This is a genomic window from Collinsella sp. HCP3S3_D1 (assembly GCF_052064015.1).
Classification (GTDB): Bacteria; Actinomycetota; Coriobacteriia; order Coriobacteriales; family Coriobacteriaceae; genus Collinsella.
The window spans coordinates 32,882-47,839 of the sequence record NZ_JBQHWK010000005.1 but is presented as its reverse complement, the minus strand read 5'-3'; the positions used below and the strand labels follow the sequence as shown (position 1 = coordinate 47,839).

12 protein-coding genes are annotated in these 14,958 nt (G+C 61.0%); 1 reads left to right on the top strand and 11 read right to left on the bottom strand.

The window, feature by feature from the left end; genetic code table 11:
• Nucleotides 1–182: 182 nt before the first annotated feature.
• The 7 genes from ACTNDJ_RS02485 to ACTNDJ_RS02455 form a co-directional block, all read right to left on the bottom strand.
• Entirely contained in the window at nt 183–812 is a 630-nt protein-coding gene (locus ACTNDJ_RS02485; RefSeq protein WP_441083262.1) for an HAD family hydrolase, read from the bottom strand.
• Nucleotides 813–968: 156 nt separating this feature from the next.
• The gene (locus ACTNDJ_RS02480; RefSeq protein ID WP_441063951.1) at nt 969–1,952 is read right to left on the bottom strand and encodes an SIS domain-containing protein; all 984 of its coding nucleotides are present in this window, start codon (nt 1,950–1,952) and stop codon (nt 969–971) included.
• Nucleotides 1,953–2,150: 198 nt separating this feature from the next.
• Nucleotides 2,151–2,984 (bottom strand): PTS system mannose/fructose/sorbose family transporter subunit IID, encoded by an 834-nt coding sequence (locus tag ACTNDJ_RS02475; protein ID WP_154518549.1) that lies wholly within the window; start codon nt 2,982–2,984, stop codon nt 2,151–2,153.
• A 13-nt stretch (nt 2,985–2,997) separates the two neighbouring features.
• Nucleotides 2,998–3,792, bottom strand: coding sequence for a PTS mannose/fructose/sorbose/N-acetylgalactosamine transporter subunit IIC (locus ACTNDJ_RS02470; protein WP_154518546.1), 795 nt, complete (start codon nt 3,790–3,792; stop codon nt 2,998–3,000).
• 36 nt (nt 3,793–3,828) lie between these two features.
• Complete coding sequence (locus ACTNDJ_RS02465; protein WP_154518543.1) at nt 3,829–4,752, bottom strand: PTS mannose/fructose/sorbose transporter subunit IIAB; 924 nt, start codon at nt 4,750–4,752, stop codon at nt 3,829–3,831.
• A gap of 183 nt (nt 4,753–4,935) precedes the next feature.
• Entirely contained in the window at nt 4,936–6,018 is a 1,083-nt protein-coding gene (locus ACTNDJ_RS02460) for a DMT family transporter (RefSeq protein WP_441063950.1), read from the bottom strand.
• A gap of 420 nt (nt 6,019–6,438) precedes the next feature.
• Nucleotides 6,439–7,431 carry an SIS domain-containing protein gene (locus tag ACTNDJ_RS02455; RefSeq protein ID WP_441064187.1) on the bottom strand — a complete coding sequence of 331 codons (993 nt, stop codon included), beginning with the start codon at nt 7,429–7,431 and terminating at the stop codon, nt 6,439–6,441.
• Between the two features lie 206 nt (nt 7,432–7,637).
• Between ACTNDJ_RS02455 and ACTNDJ_RS02450 the strand changes: the two genes are divergently transcribed.
• Nucleotides 7,638–8,360, top strand: coding sequence for a GntR family transcriptional regulator (locus tag ACTNDJ_RS02450; protein ID WP_427747834.1), 723 nt, complete (start codon nt 7,638–7,640; stop codon nt 8,358–8,360).
• Nucleotides 8,361–8,381: 21 nt separating this feature from the next.
• Here the strand turns inward: ACTNDJ_RS02450 and ACTNDJ_RS02445 are convergent, their stop codons facing one another.
• From ACTNDJ_RS02445 to mfd, 4 genes are all read right to left on the bottom strand, one after another.
• Entirely contained in the window at nt 8,382–8,972 is a 591-nt protein-coding gene (locus ACTNDJ_RS02445; protein ID WP_427793957.1) for an N-acetyltransferase family protein, read from the bottom strand.
• 78 nt (nt 8,973–9,050) lie between these two features.
• Nucleotides 9,051–10,076, bottom strand: coding sequence for a threonine aldolase family protein (locus ACTNDJ_RS02440; protein ID WP_118271027.1), 1,026 nt, complete (start codon nt 10,074–10,076; stop codon nt 9,051–9,053).
• Between the two features lie 45 nt (nt 10,077–10,121).
• Nucleotides 10,122–10,985, bottom strand: a complete 864-nt coding sequence (locus tag ACTNDJ_RS02435; protein ID WP_441064185.1) for a phosphatase PAP2 family protein — start codon at nt 10,983–10,985, stop codon at nt 10,122–10,124.
• 56 nt (nt 10,986–11,041) lie between these two features.
• Entirely contained in the window at nt 11,042–14,674 is a 3,633-nt protein-coding gene (gene mfd, locus ACTNDJ_RS02430; RefSeq protein ID WP_441064183.1) for a transcription-repair coupling factor, read from the bottom strand.
• Nucleotides 14,675–14,958 lie beyond the last annotated feature (284 nt).

Here is a 14,958-nt window from a genome sequence, read left to right as displayed (position 1 = left end):
TAGTTGTGGGGCATGCCCGCGATTGTAGCATGGAGCGTGCGGGGGCGCCTCAATTCACCCTCTCTCGACAACCATCAGAAGGACCGTGAGGCCGCTCAAAAGAAAAACGCCGTGAAGAGAGCGATCCCTTCACGGCGAATTCGGCATTTGCCCAGATAAAACCTGCCAAAATAAACCTGTCCCTAAATGGCAGGTAGGATGTCACACAGATTGTCGATGACAACGTCGGCGGCAGACTGGTCCAGGTTGACGCCCTCGTGCGGACGCAGCGCCAGGACGCGGGCGCCAGAGCGCTTGCCAGCCTCGATGCCCAGAGGCGAATCCTCGATAACCAGGCACTCGGAAGGCTCCACCCCCAGCGCCTCCATGGCACGCTGGTAGATCTCGGGGTCGGGCTTAAACGCACTGCACTCGTGACCGCTGATGGTGTAGTCCAGCACGTCGGCGATGCCGGCAATCTCCACCAGCTCGTCGATCAGCTCGCGATAGGACGAGCTCGCGATGGCACACTTCACGCCGCGCCCATGCAGCTCACGCATCACCGGCTCCGTTTGCTCGTTGAGAAGCTCGGCATACGGAACGGGGTGGTGCGGGCTGTAGACCTGCTTGTACTCCACGCGCAGGCGCTCACGCAGCTCAACATCGTCGGGCACCAGCGCCTTCCAAATGGCCGGCTCGTTAGACCCCGAAAGGTCGGGGATCTCGTCAAAGTGGAACCCCTTCTCTTCCATAAACGCCACGCGGCGACGGTTGTAGAACCACTCGGTATCGACCAGCACGCCGTCCATGTCAAACAGCACCGCCTTGATCATACGCTCCTCCTTCCACCTGCCAAAAAGGGACAGGTTTATTTTGGTAGGTTTTATCTGGGGTTTGCGGCGCGACAAACACGCCCCCAAAGCAAAAAAGGGGACGGGGCGAAAACCCCATCCCCTCTCAATCAACCCGTAAGGTCTACTTACTTGTGATTAGTAGGAAAGCTTCCACATGTAGCGACGCATGGTCAGCGGGTGCTGACGGGCCTCGGCGATCTGGTTGCCATACTCGCGCATAACGGCGAGGTGCAGCAGCGGGTTGAAGTAGGTGACGACGCTCGCGGGCACGGCGTCAGCCAGGCCGTAGTCCTTGGAGTCGATCAGAGCGACCTTGGCGCCCATGCGCTTAAGGAAGGTGAGGGCGCGGGCGTCCATCGGACGGGTAGCGCCATCGGACATGAAGAAGACGTAGGGCTTACCCTCGGTGGAAACCTCGAACGGGCCGTGGAAGTACTCGCCGGTGTTGTAGGCGGCGGCGTCAATCCACTGCATCTCGGTGAACAGGAAGGCGGCGTGAGAATAAGCCATCTTCTCGGAGGCACCGGAAGCCATGAAGTAGATCATCTTGTCGTCCTTGAAGTCCTCGGCGAACTGCTTGGCAAGACCCTTGGCGGACTGAGCGGCGTTCTCGCAGAGGTCGAAGACGTTGGTGAGGCCGGTGATCATGTCCTCGTAGTGGTCATAGCCCTCGGTCTGCTGAAGGATCTCGAGAGCAAGAGCGATGGCATAGCCGGGCTTCTCACACTTGGCAGCGTAGTTGGCGTGGAAGCCGTGGATGATGACGTGGTCGGCGTCGACGGTCAGAGCGGAGCCGGCCTTATTGGTGAGGGAGACGACCGGGCAGTTGTGCTTCTTGGCGGTCTTGTTGGCCTCGACGGTCTCGGGCGTGGAGCCACCGAGGGAGCAGGTGATCACGAAGGTGTGCTCGTTGACCCAGGAGGGTGTGTCGTAGTTGAACTCGTTTGCGGTGAAGATCTGAACGTTCAGCTTGTCCGTGTTGTTGGCCAGGAAGTACTTGGCGGGGTAAAGGTCGGACATGGAAGCGCCGCAGCCAACGAAGGCGACGCTGTGGATCTCGTGGTTGGACAGGACGTCAGCGACGATCTGCTTAGGGAGGTTAAGGTCGATCTCGTACATCTGACACATTCCTTTCGATTTTTGCGGCGCCACTTTGCCGGACGTGCGCAGGATTACCGTGATTTGGACCGAGTCGCCGGCCCATTGAAGATGTGACATAGGGACTGTCCCTTTGACACATTTAGGGATGGAAGCCTGCCTGGGGTATGGGATGCCAGGCAGGCTCCCCGGGGAAAGCGGTTAGACGCTTGGGCGCGACTAGGCCAGGATGCCGGCCGCGGAGAGGGCGATGCCGCCCACGATGGCGATCACAAGAAGCCAACCGGTGTTGACGTTCTTCTTGATGAGCCAGTACATAAGGCCGGTGAGGCCAAGGGAAATCATCTGGGGCATCATGCCGTCCAGGATGTCCTGGATCACGACGGTGCCGTCAGCGAACTGCAGCGGGGTGGTGGCGCCGATCAGCGTAGCGATCATGCCGCCCACGGACATAAGACCCACGATGCCGCAGACATACATGAGCTTCTCCATGAGGTCGCCGCCCTGAAGCTTGCTCAGGTACTCGTGGCCGCCCTGATAGCCCATCTTGGCTGCGAACCACGTGATCAGCACGGAAGGCACGATGGAGATGAGCATGGCCAGGATCGGGCCCATGATGGAGCCCTGCTGAGCCAGCTGAACGCCCAGACCAAAGGCGATAACGCGGATGGTGCCCTGGAAGAAGGAGTCACCAATACCGGAAAGCGGGCCCATGAGGGAGGTCTTGACCGCGTTGATCGAATCGGGATCGAAGTTCTCGGGATCCTTGGCGTACTCCTCCTCCATGGAGGCGGCGAGGCCCAGGACGAAAGCGCTCGTCTGCGGAGTGCAGTTGTAGAACGCCATGTGACGGCGATAAGCCTCTTTCTTGGCAGCAAGCTGCTTGGGGTCGGACTCATCCGGATAGAGGCGATCGAGCGTGGGAACCATGCCATAGAGGAAGCCCATGTTCATCTGACGCTCGTAGTTCCAAGAGGCCTGGATGGCCCAGGAGCGCCAGAAGAACTGGCTGACCTTCTTGTTCAGGGACACGTCCTTGGTTGCGGTTGCCATAGTGTGTTCCTCCTTAGTCTTCGTCGTCTTCGAGCGGATCGTAGTCGGAATCGACACCGGCGGCTGCATGGGAACCGTTGAACTTGAAGCCCATGAAGACGACAGCCAGGCACACACCGATCAGAGCGACCGCGATGACGGACAGGTTGAGGTAAGCGGCGAGCAGGAAGCCGATGAACAGGAACGGAGTCATACCCTTCTTGATCATCATGGTGAGCAGCAGGGCCAAGCCGTAGGCGGTCATGATCTTGGTCGAAACGTTAAGACCAGTGGACAGCCACTCGGGAACCATGTTGACGATGGCCTGAACCAGGTCGGTGCCAACAAAGACGGCGAGGAAGATCGGCAGGAAGTACATGACGGCGTACAGACCAGTGCCGACGCAGATGTGCATACGGTAGGCGGTCTTGAACTTTCCGTTATCGATCGCGCTATCTGCCACATGGGTGAGGGCGGCGATGATGGAACGGAACACGATGCCGAGGAGCTGACCCAGGACGGCGACCGGGATGGCGATCGTCATGGCGGTCTCGGCGGAAGCATCGGTCAGGCACGCAAAGGCAGCGGCCACGATGCCGCCCAGGACCATATCGGGCGGAACGGCAGCACCGACCTGCACCAGGCCCATGGACACCAGCTCGACGGCGGCACCGACGGCAAGGCCGGTGGGCACATCGCCCAGCAGCAGACCGACGAGCGTAGCGCCAACGAGGGGCTGCTCGAAGTTAAGACGACCGAGCAGGCGGGAGTCCCACATGCAGAACACGCCGACGAGGCCGACGAGCACCGCACTGATGAACGTATTCATACCCTTCTCCTTTCAGTCAGGCAAAAGCCTGGTTGACTACAGCTTGGCGTCGATGTCGACGCTCTGATACGTGGGGGTCTGCTGGACATAGAGCTTGATGCCCATGTCGAGCAGCTGGTTGATGTCGGCCTTCTGGGTGGCGTCGAAGAAGACGGAGCTGTCCTTGCCGCCGACCTGATCGGCACCGTCGTGGTTGGCGGTGGCGCCCAGGTTGATGGCGTCGAGCTTGTAGCCCTGGCAGAACTGCAGCATCTCGGCAGTGTTGCCAAAGACGAACATAACGCGCTCGCCAAGGGTGTTGAGCTTGTCCATCTTGGCGAGGGCGCGCTCGACGGTGAAGACGTTCAGGCGCACGCCCTGGGGCTTGGCCAGCTTAAGAGCGCCCTTCTTGATGTCATCGTTGGCGGCAGCGTTGTCGACGACGATGATGCGCTCGGCCTGAACCTTGGTGGTCCAGGTAAAGACGACCTGGCCGTGCAGCAGACGGTAGTCAAGACGTGCGAGGACGATCTTGGCGGGACCGGAGCTGTGACGGGACGCCTTGGCCTTCTTGGCGGGAGCCGCGACGGCCTCGACCGGTGCGTTGGGGTTGGTCAGACCAGTGCGGGCCTCGTTGATGAGGGCCGCGAGCTCGGTGCCCTTGACGGGGGCGGGGCTCATAGCGAGCGTGAGCGCCAGCGGGATGTTGAAACCGCTGACAACCGTGAACTTCGTGCCGTTCTTGGAAAGCTCGACCATGCTGTTGTTGACCGAGCTGCCGAGCATATCGGTCAGCACATAGACGGTGTCGTCCGCGTTGAACGTGGCGATCATGGCGTCCACCTTATTGGTGATGGGCTCCTTGTCGTCACGAGCAAGCGACACGACGTGGACGTTCGACACGTCGCCGAGAACCATCTCGAGCGTGTCTTTGGCGCCTGCGGCCAGGCCGCCATGAGATGCGAGAATGATCTGATTCATCTTGCCTCCTCCTTTTCGTTATGGTCATTATAACGTCTTATACGCTACTTACATTGATAATTACTATAAAGACCGTTCGCGGTTAAAAATCGACCGTTTACGGGGTTAACGTACTCGAAACATTGGGGCTGGGTAGGCGGGCCCTGGCTGGATAACCCCAGGTCGGATGCCGCACGCAATTCCCTATCGCACGAAGTACCAGGGACTTTCCTGTACGGTGGGCTCCAGCGCGATGCCGGTGCGTTCCTTAAACAGATCCATGTCCTGCGATTTCTCCGTCCACCACGCGTTGGGCTTAAAGGTCATGCTCTCAATGACATGACCGACAAACACACTGTTGCGCAGCTTGGAAAAGTCGGTATTCATAATCAGGATGGACGCGAGCACCAGCACGATGCCCAGGACTTTGATCGCGCCGGCGGGCTCGGCGTAGACACCAATGCCCAGCAGTACGGTGACAACTGTCTCGAATGACATTACGACGGGAACTTTCGACGTCTCGAGCCCCATGGACAGACCCTGCATATATAAGATGTAAGCCACGGCTGTGGGGATGAGTCCAAAGCCAAGGAACAGCAGCAGCAGCTGTGGCGACATTGCCGCGGCGACATCTGGCCACGGAACCGCGATAGCTGCCATAACCGCACCGCCAAAAACAAAGCCCCAAAACGTGACAGCCAGCGGGTGGACCGTCTTGGTTGCTATTCGGCTAAACACCGCGAGCGACGCACCACAAAGGCCTGCAATCACACCCGACGTGACGCCCCAAACCGAAAAATGAAAACCGGAAAGGTCGCCATTGGTCACTGCAAGCACGCAGCCAACGATGTTAAAGACAATGGCAACGAGCTTGTTAGGGGTCACGTCCTCGCGATAAAGCACGCGGCCGAGCATGACGCCAAACACCGGCGAGGTGTAGAGCAGCACCGAGGCCGTGGACATGCCCACCTCGCCCATGCACTCGTAATAGCAGGTGTTGGCGGCGGCCAAACCGACGATACCGACAAGCGCGCAGGGAACAAGCTCTTTAGGGCTTGCCTTGAACAGGGTCAGCGGACCCTGAGCCACGGTAGACCCCTCACCCGGGCGGCAGCCCATAAACATCAGGACCGGCGCCAAGATAAGCGCTCCGACCAACAGGCGAAAGGCCGCCATGCTCTGAGACGAAACACCCATGGCCGAGATGCCGTTTACAAAGATTCCGATGCTGCCCCACATAAGCGCGGCGATCAGCACCAGCACATAGCCCAGATTGCTTTTCTTCAACGCAGCCTCCTCGGTATTGTTTCCAATATGTTTCATACTACGTTATAGTCGTTATATACATTTTTCAAGCCACAAATCGCCGAACGGAAAAATCTGCTCCCCCACATACTCATTGGGGACGTACTTAAACGACTAGTCATTGGGGACGTTCCTGAATGACTAGTCGTTTAAGTACGTTCCCAACGACTAGGACTGTCCCCAACTGCCGGCAGAAAGGGAACGTCCTCAACTGCCACATCTGGACCAAGGCGACGCCGATGCTTTGGCAACGTCAGCGAAAACCCGCCAGAGCGAGCAAGGTGCCTTGAAGCGAGGCGGCATTGACCTTCTGGTCATGCCGCCGAAGTTGAAAGGCAGATTGCCGCTCTGGCGGGTTTGCAGCGTCGAGCCGTTACGCGGTTTGGCAAAACCGCGTAACTCCTAGTAGTCGAGCTTCCACATGTAGCGGCGCGTCATATAGTCCTTGTGGGTGACGGCAGAGAGCGCGCGCATGTAGACGTTGTTGAGGATCGGCGCGAAGATCAGGTGGTTGAAGTATTCGCTCACGCTGTCCTTGATGTCGTTGAGGCCGAGCTCCTTGGCGTCGAGCTGATAGACGCGCTCGCCACCGTACTGGTTGACGAAGCGGATGCCGCGCTCGTCGTTGCAGCGGCTGCGGCCGACGCTGATGAGCTGGAGCAGCGAGGTACGCTTGTCCAGGATCTCGAAGGGGCCATGGAAGAAATCGCAGGTGTTGATGGTGCAGGAGTCGATTTGCAGCATCTCCTGCACGTTGCAGATGCTAAAGACGTAGGCGGCACCAAAGAGCGGACCCTGAGCCATCACGTTGATGCAGGGCTTGTCGGCGTTCTGCTCGGCCCACTTGGCAGCGAGCGGACGGGTGTACTCGACGGCCTTGCGATAGATGGGGTCGACCAAGTCGAAGGCGGCCATGGCGGTCTCGTACTCGGCATAGCCCTCGGTCTGCTGCGTGAGCTCCATGGCGATCATGGTCACGACGGCGGAGTTGGTGCGGCCCATGCAGGACTCGTCGACGGCCAAGCTGTCGTACTGGATCTTGTAGTCGCAGACCTCGGTGAGGGCGGATTCGTCAACATAGATGGCGATGGTGCTGGCGCCGTGGTCCTTGGCCACCTGGGCGGCGACGATAGTCTCCTTGGTGCCGCGCATGGACACGACGACGGCCAAGGTGTTCTCGTTGACATAGGCGGGCGTGGCGTGCACGAACTCGTTGCTGGTGTAGCTGGAGCTCACGACCTGCGTGGCCTCGTGCTCCATAAAGTACTGGGCAGGATAGTTACCGCCGTTGGATCCGCCGGCGCCAATCCACACGACGCGCTTGATGCCGCCCTTGTCTGCCTTGTCGGCCAAAACCTGGGAGACGACATCCTTAACCTGTTCCTGAGTAGTCATCGTGCATCAGCCTTTCTTCTCGTTTGATGCTCATCACAGGCATACAAGTTACATACATGTTTTGGTTATGTCGACTAGTTGTATGCTATATTTGTCTTAGAAATTTTGCTGCTGCGGTTTTCGGTAGCTCGCTACCAGCAGTTTTATTGTTTTATTAAATACATGCTTGCTTAGGTAAGCATACAGGTTAGATATAGGTTGGTAATATGGGCGTCACATCTAAAAAGAAACTGACCCAATACGAGCGCTTGGCGGGCACGCTGCGCGATCGCATCGCTGCCGGCACGTATGCGCGCGGAGACAAGCTGCCGTCCGAGATGGAACTCATGGACGAATCGGGGCTGTCACGCAGCACCGTACGCCACGCCCTTAAGGTGCTCGTTGATGAGGGCCTGGTGCGCACCGAGCGCGGGCGTGGCGCCTTTGTGGCCGACACGCCCGCGCTCCACGAGAACAACCTGGTGTTTTCGAGCTATACCAAGCAGGTCGAAGGCCAGGGCATGAAGCCCACCACGCGCACCGTGGACTCGGGCTTTGCCAAGGCGGCCGGCAGCATAGCCAAGTTCTTTGACGCCGCCGTGGGCAGCAAGCTCGTCAAACTTGTCCGCCTGCGCTACCTGGACGACGCGCCGCTGTGCCTGGAGACCACCTACCTGCCGCCAAGCTTCGAGACGCTCATCGATCGCGATATCAACGGTTCGCTCTACGCCACGCTGCGACAGGAGTTCCATCGCGCACCGGCACAGGGGCATAAGACCTTTGAGGTGTGCTATGCCTCGCAAAACGAGGCGTTTTTGCTCAACGTTGAGCGCGGGCAGGCGCTGATCCTGATCACCGACTACGTCTACGACACCGACGGCCGACCGCTCCATGTCTCCAAGCGCATCCAACGTACCGACCGCGCCAAATACACCGAACCCATCGGCTAACCTGCCAAAATAAACCTGTCCCTAAATGGTAGGTTTGGGGAGGTCGGGGAACCAGGTTGGTTTGGGTTGGTTGGGTGTGCGCTCGGCTAGGACCAACTCCATCCAACACATATCGTACCAGCGACCGAACTTTTGGGCGCAGCGGTCGAAGGTGCCCACCAGGCGATACCCCATATGGGCATGGAAATCCTGACTGTTGTGCGTCAGATACTCGTCGTCCTTGTCGTGCGGCACGGCGATGAGCGCGCACATGTTGGTGATGCCCATCGCAATCAGGCATTGCTTGAGCGCATCGTGCAGCTTGCGGCCCAGCCCGCCGTGGCGCACATCGCGCGCCAGGTAGATCGACGTCTCGACCGACCAGTCGTATGCCTCGCGGCTGTTGAGCGGACTCACATAGGCATAGCCTACCGGACGCCCGTCCAGCTCCATCACCAAATACGGGTATCGCTTGAGCGTACGCTCGATACGCCCGGCGAACTCCTCAACGCTCGGAACCTCGTATTCGCAGGTAATCGCCGTCTGGCGCACATACGGCTCATAGATGGCAAGCAACGCCGGCGCATCGTCGGGCGTCGCCAGGCGAATCGTCGGCTCGGACATTTCGGTCATACAACCCTTCCCCCTCAAAAACAAAGGCTGCCCTGCGCCAAGCTCAGGCGCAGGGCAGCCCCTTGTCACTACATCAGGCTACAGGACAGCCGCCAACGCGTCGATGTCCTCCTGCGTCGTGGCCCAGCTGGTGCAAAAGCGCACCACCGTGTGGGTCTCGTCGTACTTTTCCCAGTACTCAATCGAGGCATGCTCGCGAATGCGGGCCATGTCCTCGTTGGGCAGAATCACAAACTGCTGGTTGGTCGGCGTCTCCAAGAAGAACTGGTAGCCGCGCTCGTGCAGCACGCGACGCAGCGCCTGAGCCGTCTCGATCGCCTGGCGACCAATCTCAAAATACAGGCCGTCGGTAAAGAGCGCCTCAAACTGCACGCCCGTCAGGCGGCCTTTGGCAAGCAGCGCGCCATGCTGCTTAATACGCGGAATGGGATGCGCCGGGGCGTGCATACCGCAGAACACCACAGCCTCTCCGCAGAGCGCGCCGCACTTGGTACCGCCGATGTAGAACACGTCGCACAGCTGCGCCAGCTCGGGCAGGGTAATGTCGCACTCATCGGCCGCCAGCGCATAGGCCAGGCGGGCGCCATCCACAAACAGCGGAATCTCGCGCTTCTGGCACACTGCGTGAATCGCCGCGAGCTCGGCCTTGGAGTACAACGTGCCGTACTCGGTCGATAGGCTCACGTACACGGCACCCGGAAACACCGTGTGCTCGTAGCTCTCGTTTTCGTAGAACACCTGGATATAGTTCTCAAGGTCCTCGGCGTGCATCTTGCCCTCGTAGCCGGGGATGGTGAGCACCTTGTGGCCGCCAAACTCGATGGCGCCCGCCTCGTGGCAGGCGACGTGGCCAGTCTCGGCAGCAACGACGCCCTCGTACGGCGCGAGCAGCATGTCGATCACCGTCGCGTTGGCCTGCGTGCCGCCCACCAGAAAAAACACGTCGGCATCGGGGGCCTGACAGGCCTCGCGGATAAGCTGCTTGGCACGCTCGGTATGCGCATCGGTACCGTATCCGGGCTGTGGCTCCATATTGGTGTCGACGAGCGCCTGCAGCACCGCCGGGTGTGCGCCGTGGGAATAATCGTTGTTGAACGCGAGCATGGCAATCCTCTCTTACCGGGTATCGGCCAGATGATTCAAACGGAGCTATTGTACGCCGCTGGGATAGGCAATGCGCGCGGCAAGGCACTCAAGTGCCAGCACCAGAGCAAAACCGCAGATCACATCACTCAAAAAGTGCGCTCCGATCACGATGCGGCCAAACGCGACGAACGCCACAATCACAGCCGCCGTCCAAAAGACCACACGACGACGCGACGGCTTTTCCTTAAAGGCCGCTGCGGGAAGCCCGGCGAGCATAAGGCCGATCGCCGCGTGTGCCGCGTGTCCGCTCGCAAACGACTTAAAGCCGTCCTTGACTACACCGGCGGCAATATAGGCCCGCTTGTCGGGGTTGCCGATCACCCACCACGGCTGAAACTCGAGCCCCGGCGTCACCTCGATCACGCGCATGCGCGGGCGCGACCACAGCGGCTTGACGATCACGTTGAGGATGATGGCCTGAGCGACCCACACGGCAAGCACCATGAGCGCCCAGCGTGTGAGCTCGTCGGGCTCGGTCGTGCGCGTGAGGCGATAGACGATAAGGTTGGCGACGATGGCCAGCACAAACGTCAGCACCAACTGAGCCACGATGAGTTTGCCGCCAACCCTCAGGGACGAAACGATCTCGTAGCCGGTCAGGCCAACATTGACGAGGATGCCGAGCACGGCGAGCCATTTGCTCCCCCTGGAGTCGGGACGCACCGCGCGCACGAGCATAACGCCCGCGACGCTCGCCGTCAGCTCAAACGGCAGCTCGCCGGTCGCCTCGATAAAGCGGCCGTACATACTGCCGATGTTGAACAGCGCGCTCGAGATCTGATAATCGAAGAAACTGCCCACGCCCAGGCAGAGGGCAAGGATAACCGCGATAGCAGCGGCATCTTTCTTATAGATGTACCCGAACATGCTTTCCTTTCGATGGAACCAGATTGCCCAAATGGGGCGTTTACGACGTCGACCCGTTAGTCATCGTCGGACGTGCCCAGCTGCTGCAGCAGCATGAGTGCCGCGGCCACGGGGCCGGTACCGTCGTTGGCGTCGAGACCGCGACCCAGGCCGCTGCCCGCGCCGGCGCCCGCCTTGTAGGGCACCGACAGTTTGCGGCTCTTGGGGAAGTTTACCGCGCCATAGCGGGTCTTAAGCTCATAGGCCACCTTCTTGGGAACGTCGACGCCCAAAAACGTGATGCGACCGCCGCTGAGCGTAACGCTCTCGAGCCCCAGGCGCTCGCCGCGAATGCGGATTCGCGCGCGATTGAACAGGTTGAGTCCCGCCAACGGCAGCTCGCCATGCGCGGCCTCGGTCTCTTCCTGCACCTCGTCGATGCTCTCCAGGTCCCCGGCCGCCGCAAGCTTACGGTATACGAGCACGCGCTGATCCACCGCCGGCAGGTACTCCTCGGACAAGAAGTAGTCGGCCGGCAGGTTGATGCCCACGCTCGCCGCCTCCACACCGGCATCGTCGTCGCCGCGCGCCTCGGCCACGGCCTGGCCCAGCATCTGCGTAAACAGGTCAAAGCCCACGCTCGACAGGTTGCCGTGTTGCTCGGCGCCCATGAGCGAGCCGGCGCCGCGGATCTCCAGGTCGCGCATGGCGATGCGCATGCCGCTGCCCAGGTCCTGGAACTCGGAGAGTGCGGTCAGGCGTGCCGTAGCCTCCTCGGTGAGCGGCAGCTCGCCCGGGAACATAAAGTACGCGTAGGCTTGCGTGGCAGAACGGCCCACGCGGCCCTTGAGCTGGTAGAGCTGCGCCAGGCCCAAGCGCTGCGAATCCTCGATGATCAGCGTGTTGGCGGTCGCGTTGTCTATGCCGCTCTCCACGATGGTCGTGGCGATGAGCACGTCGATCTTTTTGGTCGCGAACTCGATCATGACGTCCTCGACCTCGCGCGGGCTCATCTTGCCGTGCGCCACGCCCACGCGCGCCTCGGGCGCGGCCTCGTGTACGCGTGCCACGGCGTCGTCGATGGTCTTGACGCGGTTGGACACGTAGTACACCTGGCCGCCGCGGCCCACCTCCAGGCGAATCGCCGCGCTCACCACGTCGGGGTCGTACTCCCCCACGTGCACGATCACGGGGCGGCGCCCGGTCGGTGGCGTGGTGATCAGGCTCATGTCGCGCACGCCGCTCGTGGCCATCTGCATGGTTCGCGGAATAGGCGTTGCCGAAAGCGTGAGCACGTCAATCTGCTCGCGCAGGTTCTTGAGCTGCTCCTTGTGCTGCACGCCAAAGCGCTGCTCCTCGTCGATGATCACCAAACCCAGGTTCTTGGGGTTCACATCGGCCGAAAGCAGGCGGTGCGTGCCGATGAGCACGTCGATCGTGCCCTCGGCAAACGCCTTGAGCGCGCGCTTCTGCTGCGCCGGCGTGCGAAAGCGGCTGAGCACCTCGACCTCGAGGCCAAACGGGGCAAAGCGCTCAAAGAAGGTCTCGTAGTGCTGTTGGGCCAGAATGGTCGTGGGGCAGAGCACCATGACCTGACGGCCGGAGTCCACGCACTTAAACGCCGCGCGCAGGGCAACCTCGGTCTTGCCAAAGCCCACGTCGCCGCACAGCAGGCGGTCCATGGGCTTGGGCGCCTCCATGTCGGCCTTAATATCGGCGATGGCCTCCAGCTGGTCGCGCGTCTCGTCGTAAGGAAAGCTCTCCTCCATCTCGATCTGCTCGGGCGTATCGGGCGGGCAGGCGATACCGGTAATCGACGAACGGCGCGTATACAGATCGACCAGGTCAAACGCCAGCTTTTTGGCGTTCTTGCGCGCCTTGTTGGTGGCACGCGTCCAGTCGGCGGTATTGAGCCTAGTCAGGCGCGGCTTGTCGCCGTCGGGACCAACATAGCGCGTGATGCGGTCGACCTGCTCAAGCGGCACGTAGAGCTTGTCGCCGTCGGCATATTCCAGCAAAAAGTAGTCGCGCTCCTTGCCGCCCACTTCCTGGCGCGCGATCTCGCTAAAGAGCGCGATGCCGTGGGTAGCGTGCACCACGTAGTCGCCCGGCTTAAACGGAAACGTGATCTGCGTAATGTCCACCTTGCGACGGCTGCGCGCGCGGTTGGCGTCCATGCGGGCATTGAGATCGGCGATCGAGAACACGGCTAGGTTGGCATCGGGCACCACCACGCCCTGCGGCAGGGCGGCATCCACAAAGGTCACGCGTCCGCGCGAGATGGTGGGTACGGCAGCACCGGCGGCAGCCTGGGCGGCGCCCGCCTCGAGCGAGCGGGCGTTGAGCGCGTCGGCCTTGCGCTCGCGAATTGCAGCATGGGCCTCCTGGCGGGCAGCACGGTCGGCAGAATCTGCCGCTGCCACGCGTACGCGCTCGCCAATAACACCGGCGTTTTCGGGGGCGGCCGTCAGCGACTCCTCAAAGGTAATGCCCTCGTCGCCAAAGGTGAGCTCCATCGACTCGCGCGCTCCGCGGTCGGGAATGGCAAACACGCAGGCATAGCGCTTGCCCACGACTTCCTGAACGCGCGTCATAAAGCGGTTGTCCGAGCCTGCGATAGCCGGCTGCTCAATCTTGAGCTCTGCCGTAACCGCACCGCCGGCGCGGATCAGGCTCACGTAGTTCAGGCGCTGCTGAGCACCAAAGTCGAGCTGCTGGGCGCGCACGTACAGGCCGTCCAAGCGGTCAATCCCCGCCTCGCCGGCGCGCGCCTCGATATCCTCGTAGGCACGCAGGCAGTCGTCGAACAGCGAGCGCGGCTCGGACAGAACCACAAGCGCCTTGCCGCTCACGTGCGCCAACGGGCTCACGGTCTGGCCGTACATCACCGGCAAAAAGCGGTCGAGCTCGGGTGTGACGATACGCGCATCAACCATCTCGAGCAGTGCCGCCAGCTTGCTGTCGCTCTGGCTTGCGCGATAGAGCGCCACGTGCATGTTGTGAACGGCTTCGTCGGTAAGCGCCAGCTCGCGGCACGGGAAGATCTCGATGCTGTCCTCGTTGCCGATGGTTTGGCCCGTAGAGCTCACCATACGGCGAATGCGATCAATTTCGTCGCCAAAGAACTCAATGCGCACGGGCGCTTTCTCTTGTGCGGGGAATACCTCGACGGTGTCGCCGTGCACGCGGAACAGGCCGGGTGCGTCGGCGGCGCCGGCATTGGTGTAGCCCATGCCCACCAGGCGCTGCGGCACTTCGTCAAAAGGAATCTCCTCGCCCACCGCAAAGGTCGTGGACTCCCAGTAGCAGCTCTCGACTGGCGGCACGCAACGCAGCAGCGCGCGGGCCGAGGCAACCATGATGCAGTTGTCCCCGCGCACGATACGCCCCAGAGCCTCGCAGCGCTGCGCCACCACGGCATCGTCGGGTGCCTGCTCGCGCCACGGATAGTCCTTGCGCTCGGGAAAGCGGCACACGTGCGCCAGGCCCACGTAGGCGGCCAGGCTGCGCGCGGCGCGATCGGCCGCGTCCTCGCCGCTCACAATGTAGACCGTAGGGCGCGGGCGGCGCGCAAACTGAGCAGCCGCCATAAGCGTGCGGCCCGACTGCGACACGGCCAGCGTCACATCCTCGCCGGCGTCGAGCCCGGCCTCGACGGTCTGCAAGGCCTCGGCAGTGTAGAGCTGCGCGGCTATACGGTGAATGAGCATGCTGTTCCTCCGGCATCGCAACGCCAAAAGCCCGCCGGGGCAAGCTCGGCGGGTCGTGCGTCAAAGTTCATTGACGCTTATGGTACCGCACGGTCCCGTGACCAAAAGCCAAAGCGACATCATGCCAAATGTTGCCCACAACGGTCTTGCCAACGCGTTTCCCAGCTTATTAATCCGCTTTCCGCTTTTTAATTTGCTGTCTTCTGGCAGCAATTTACACCGTCCGCGCCCCCTGGCGAGCATTTCGAGCTGAAAAGCGCCTATAATTGAAGATACTTGCGTAT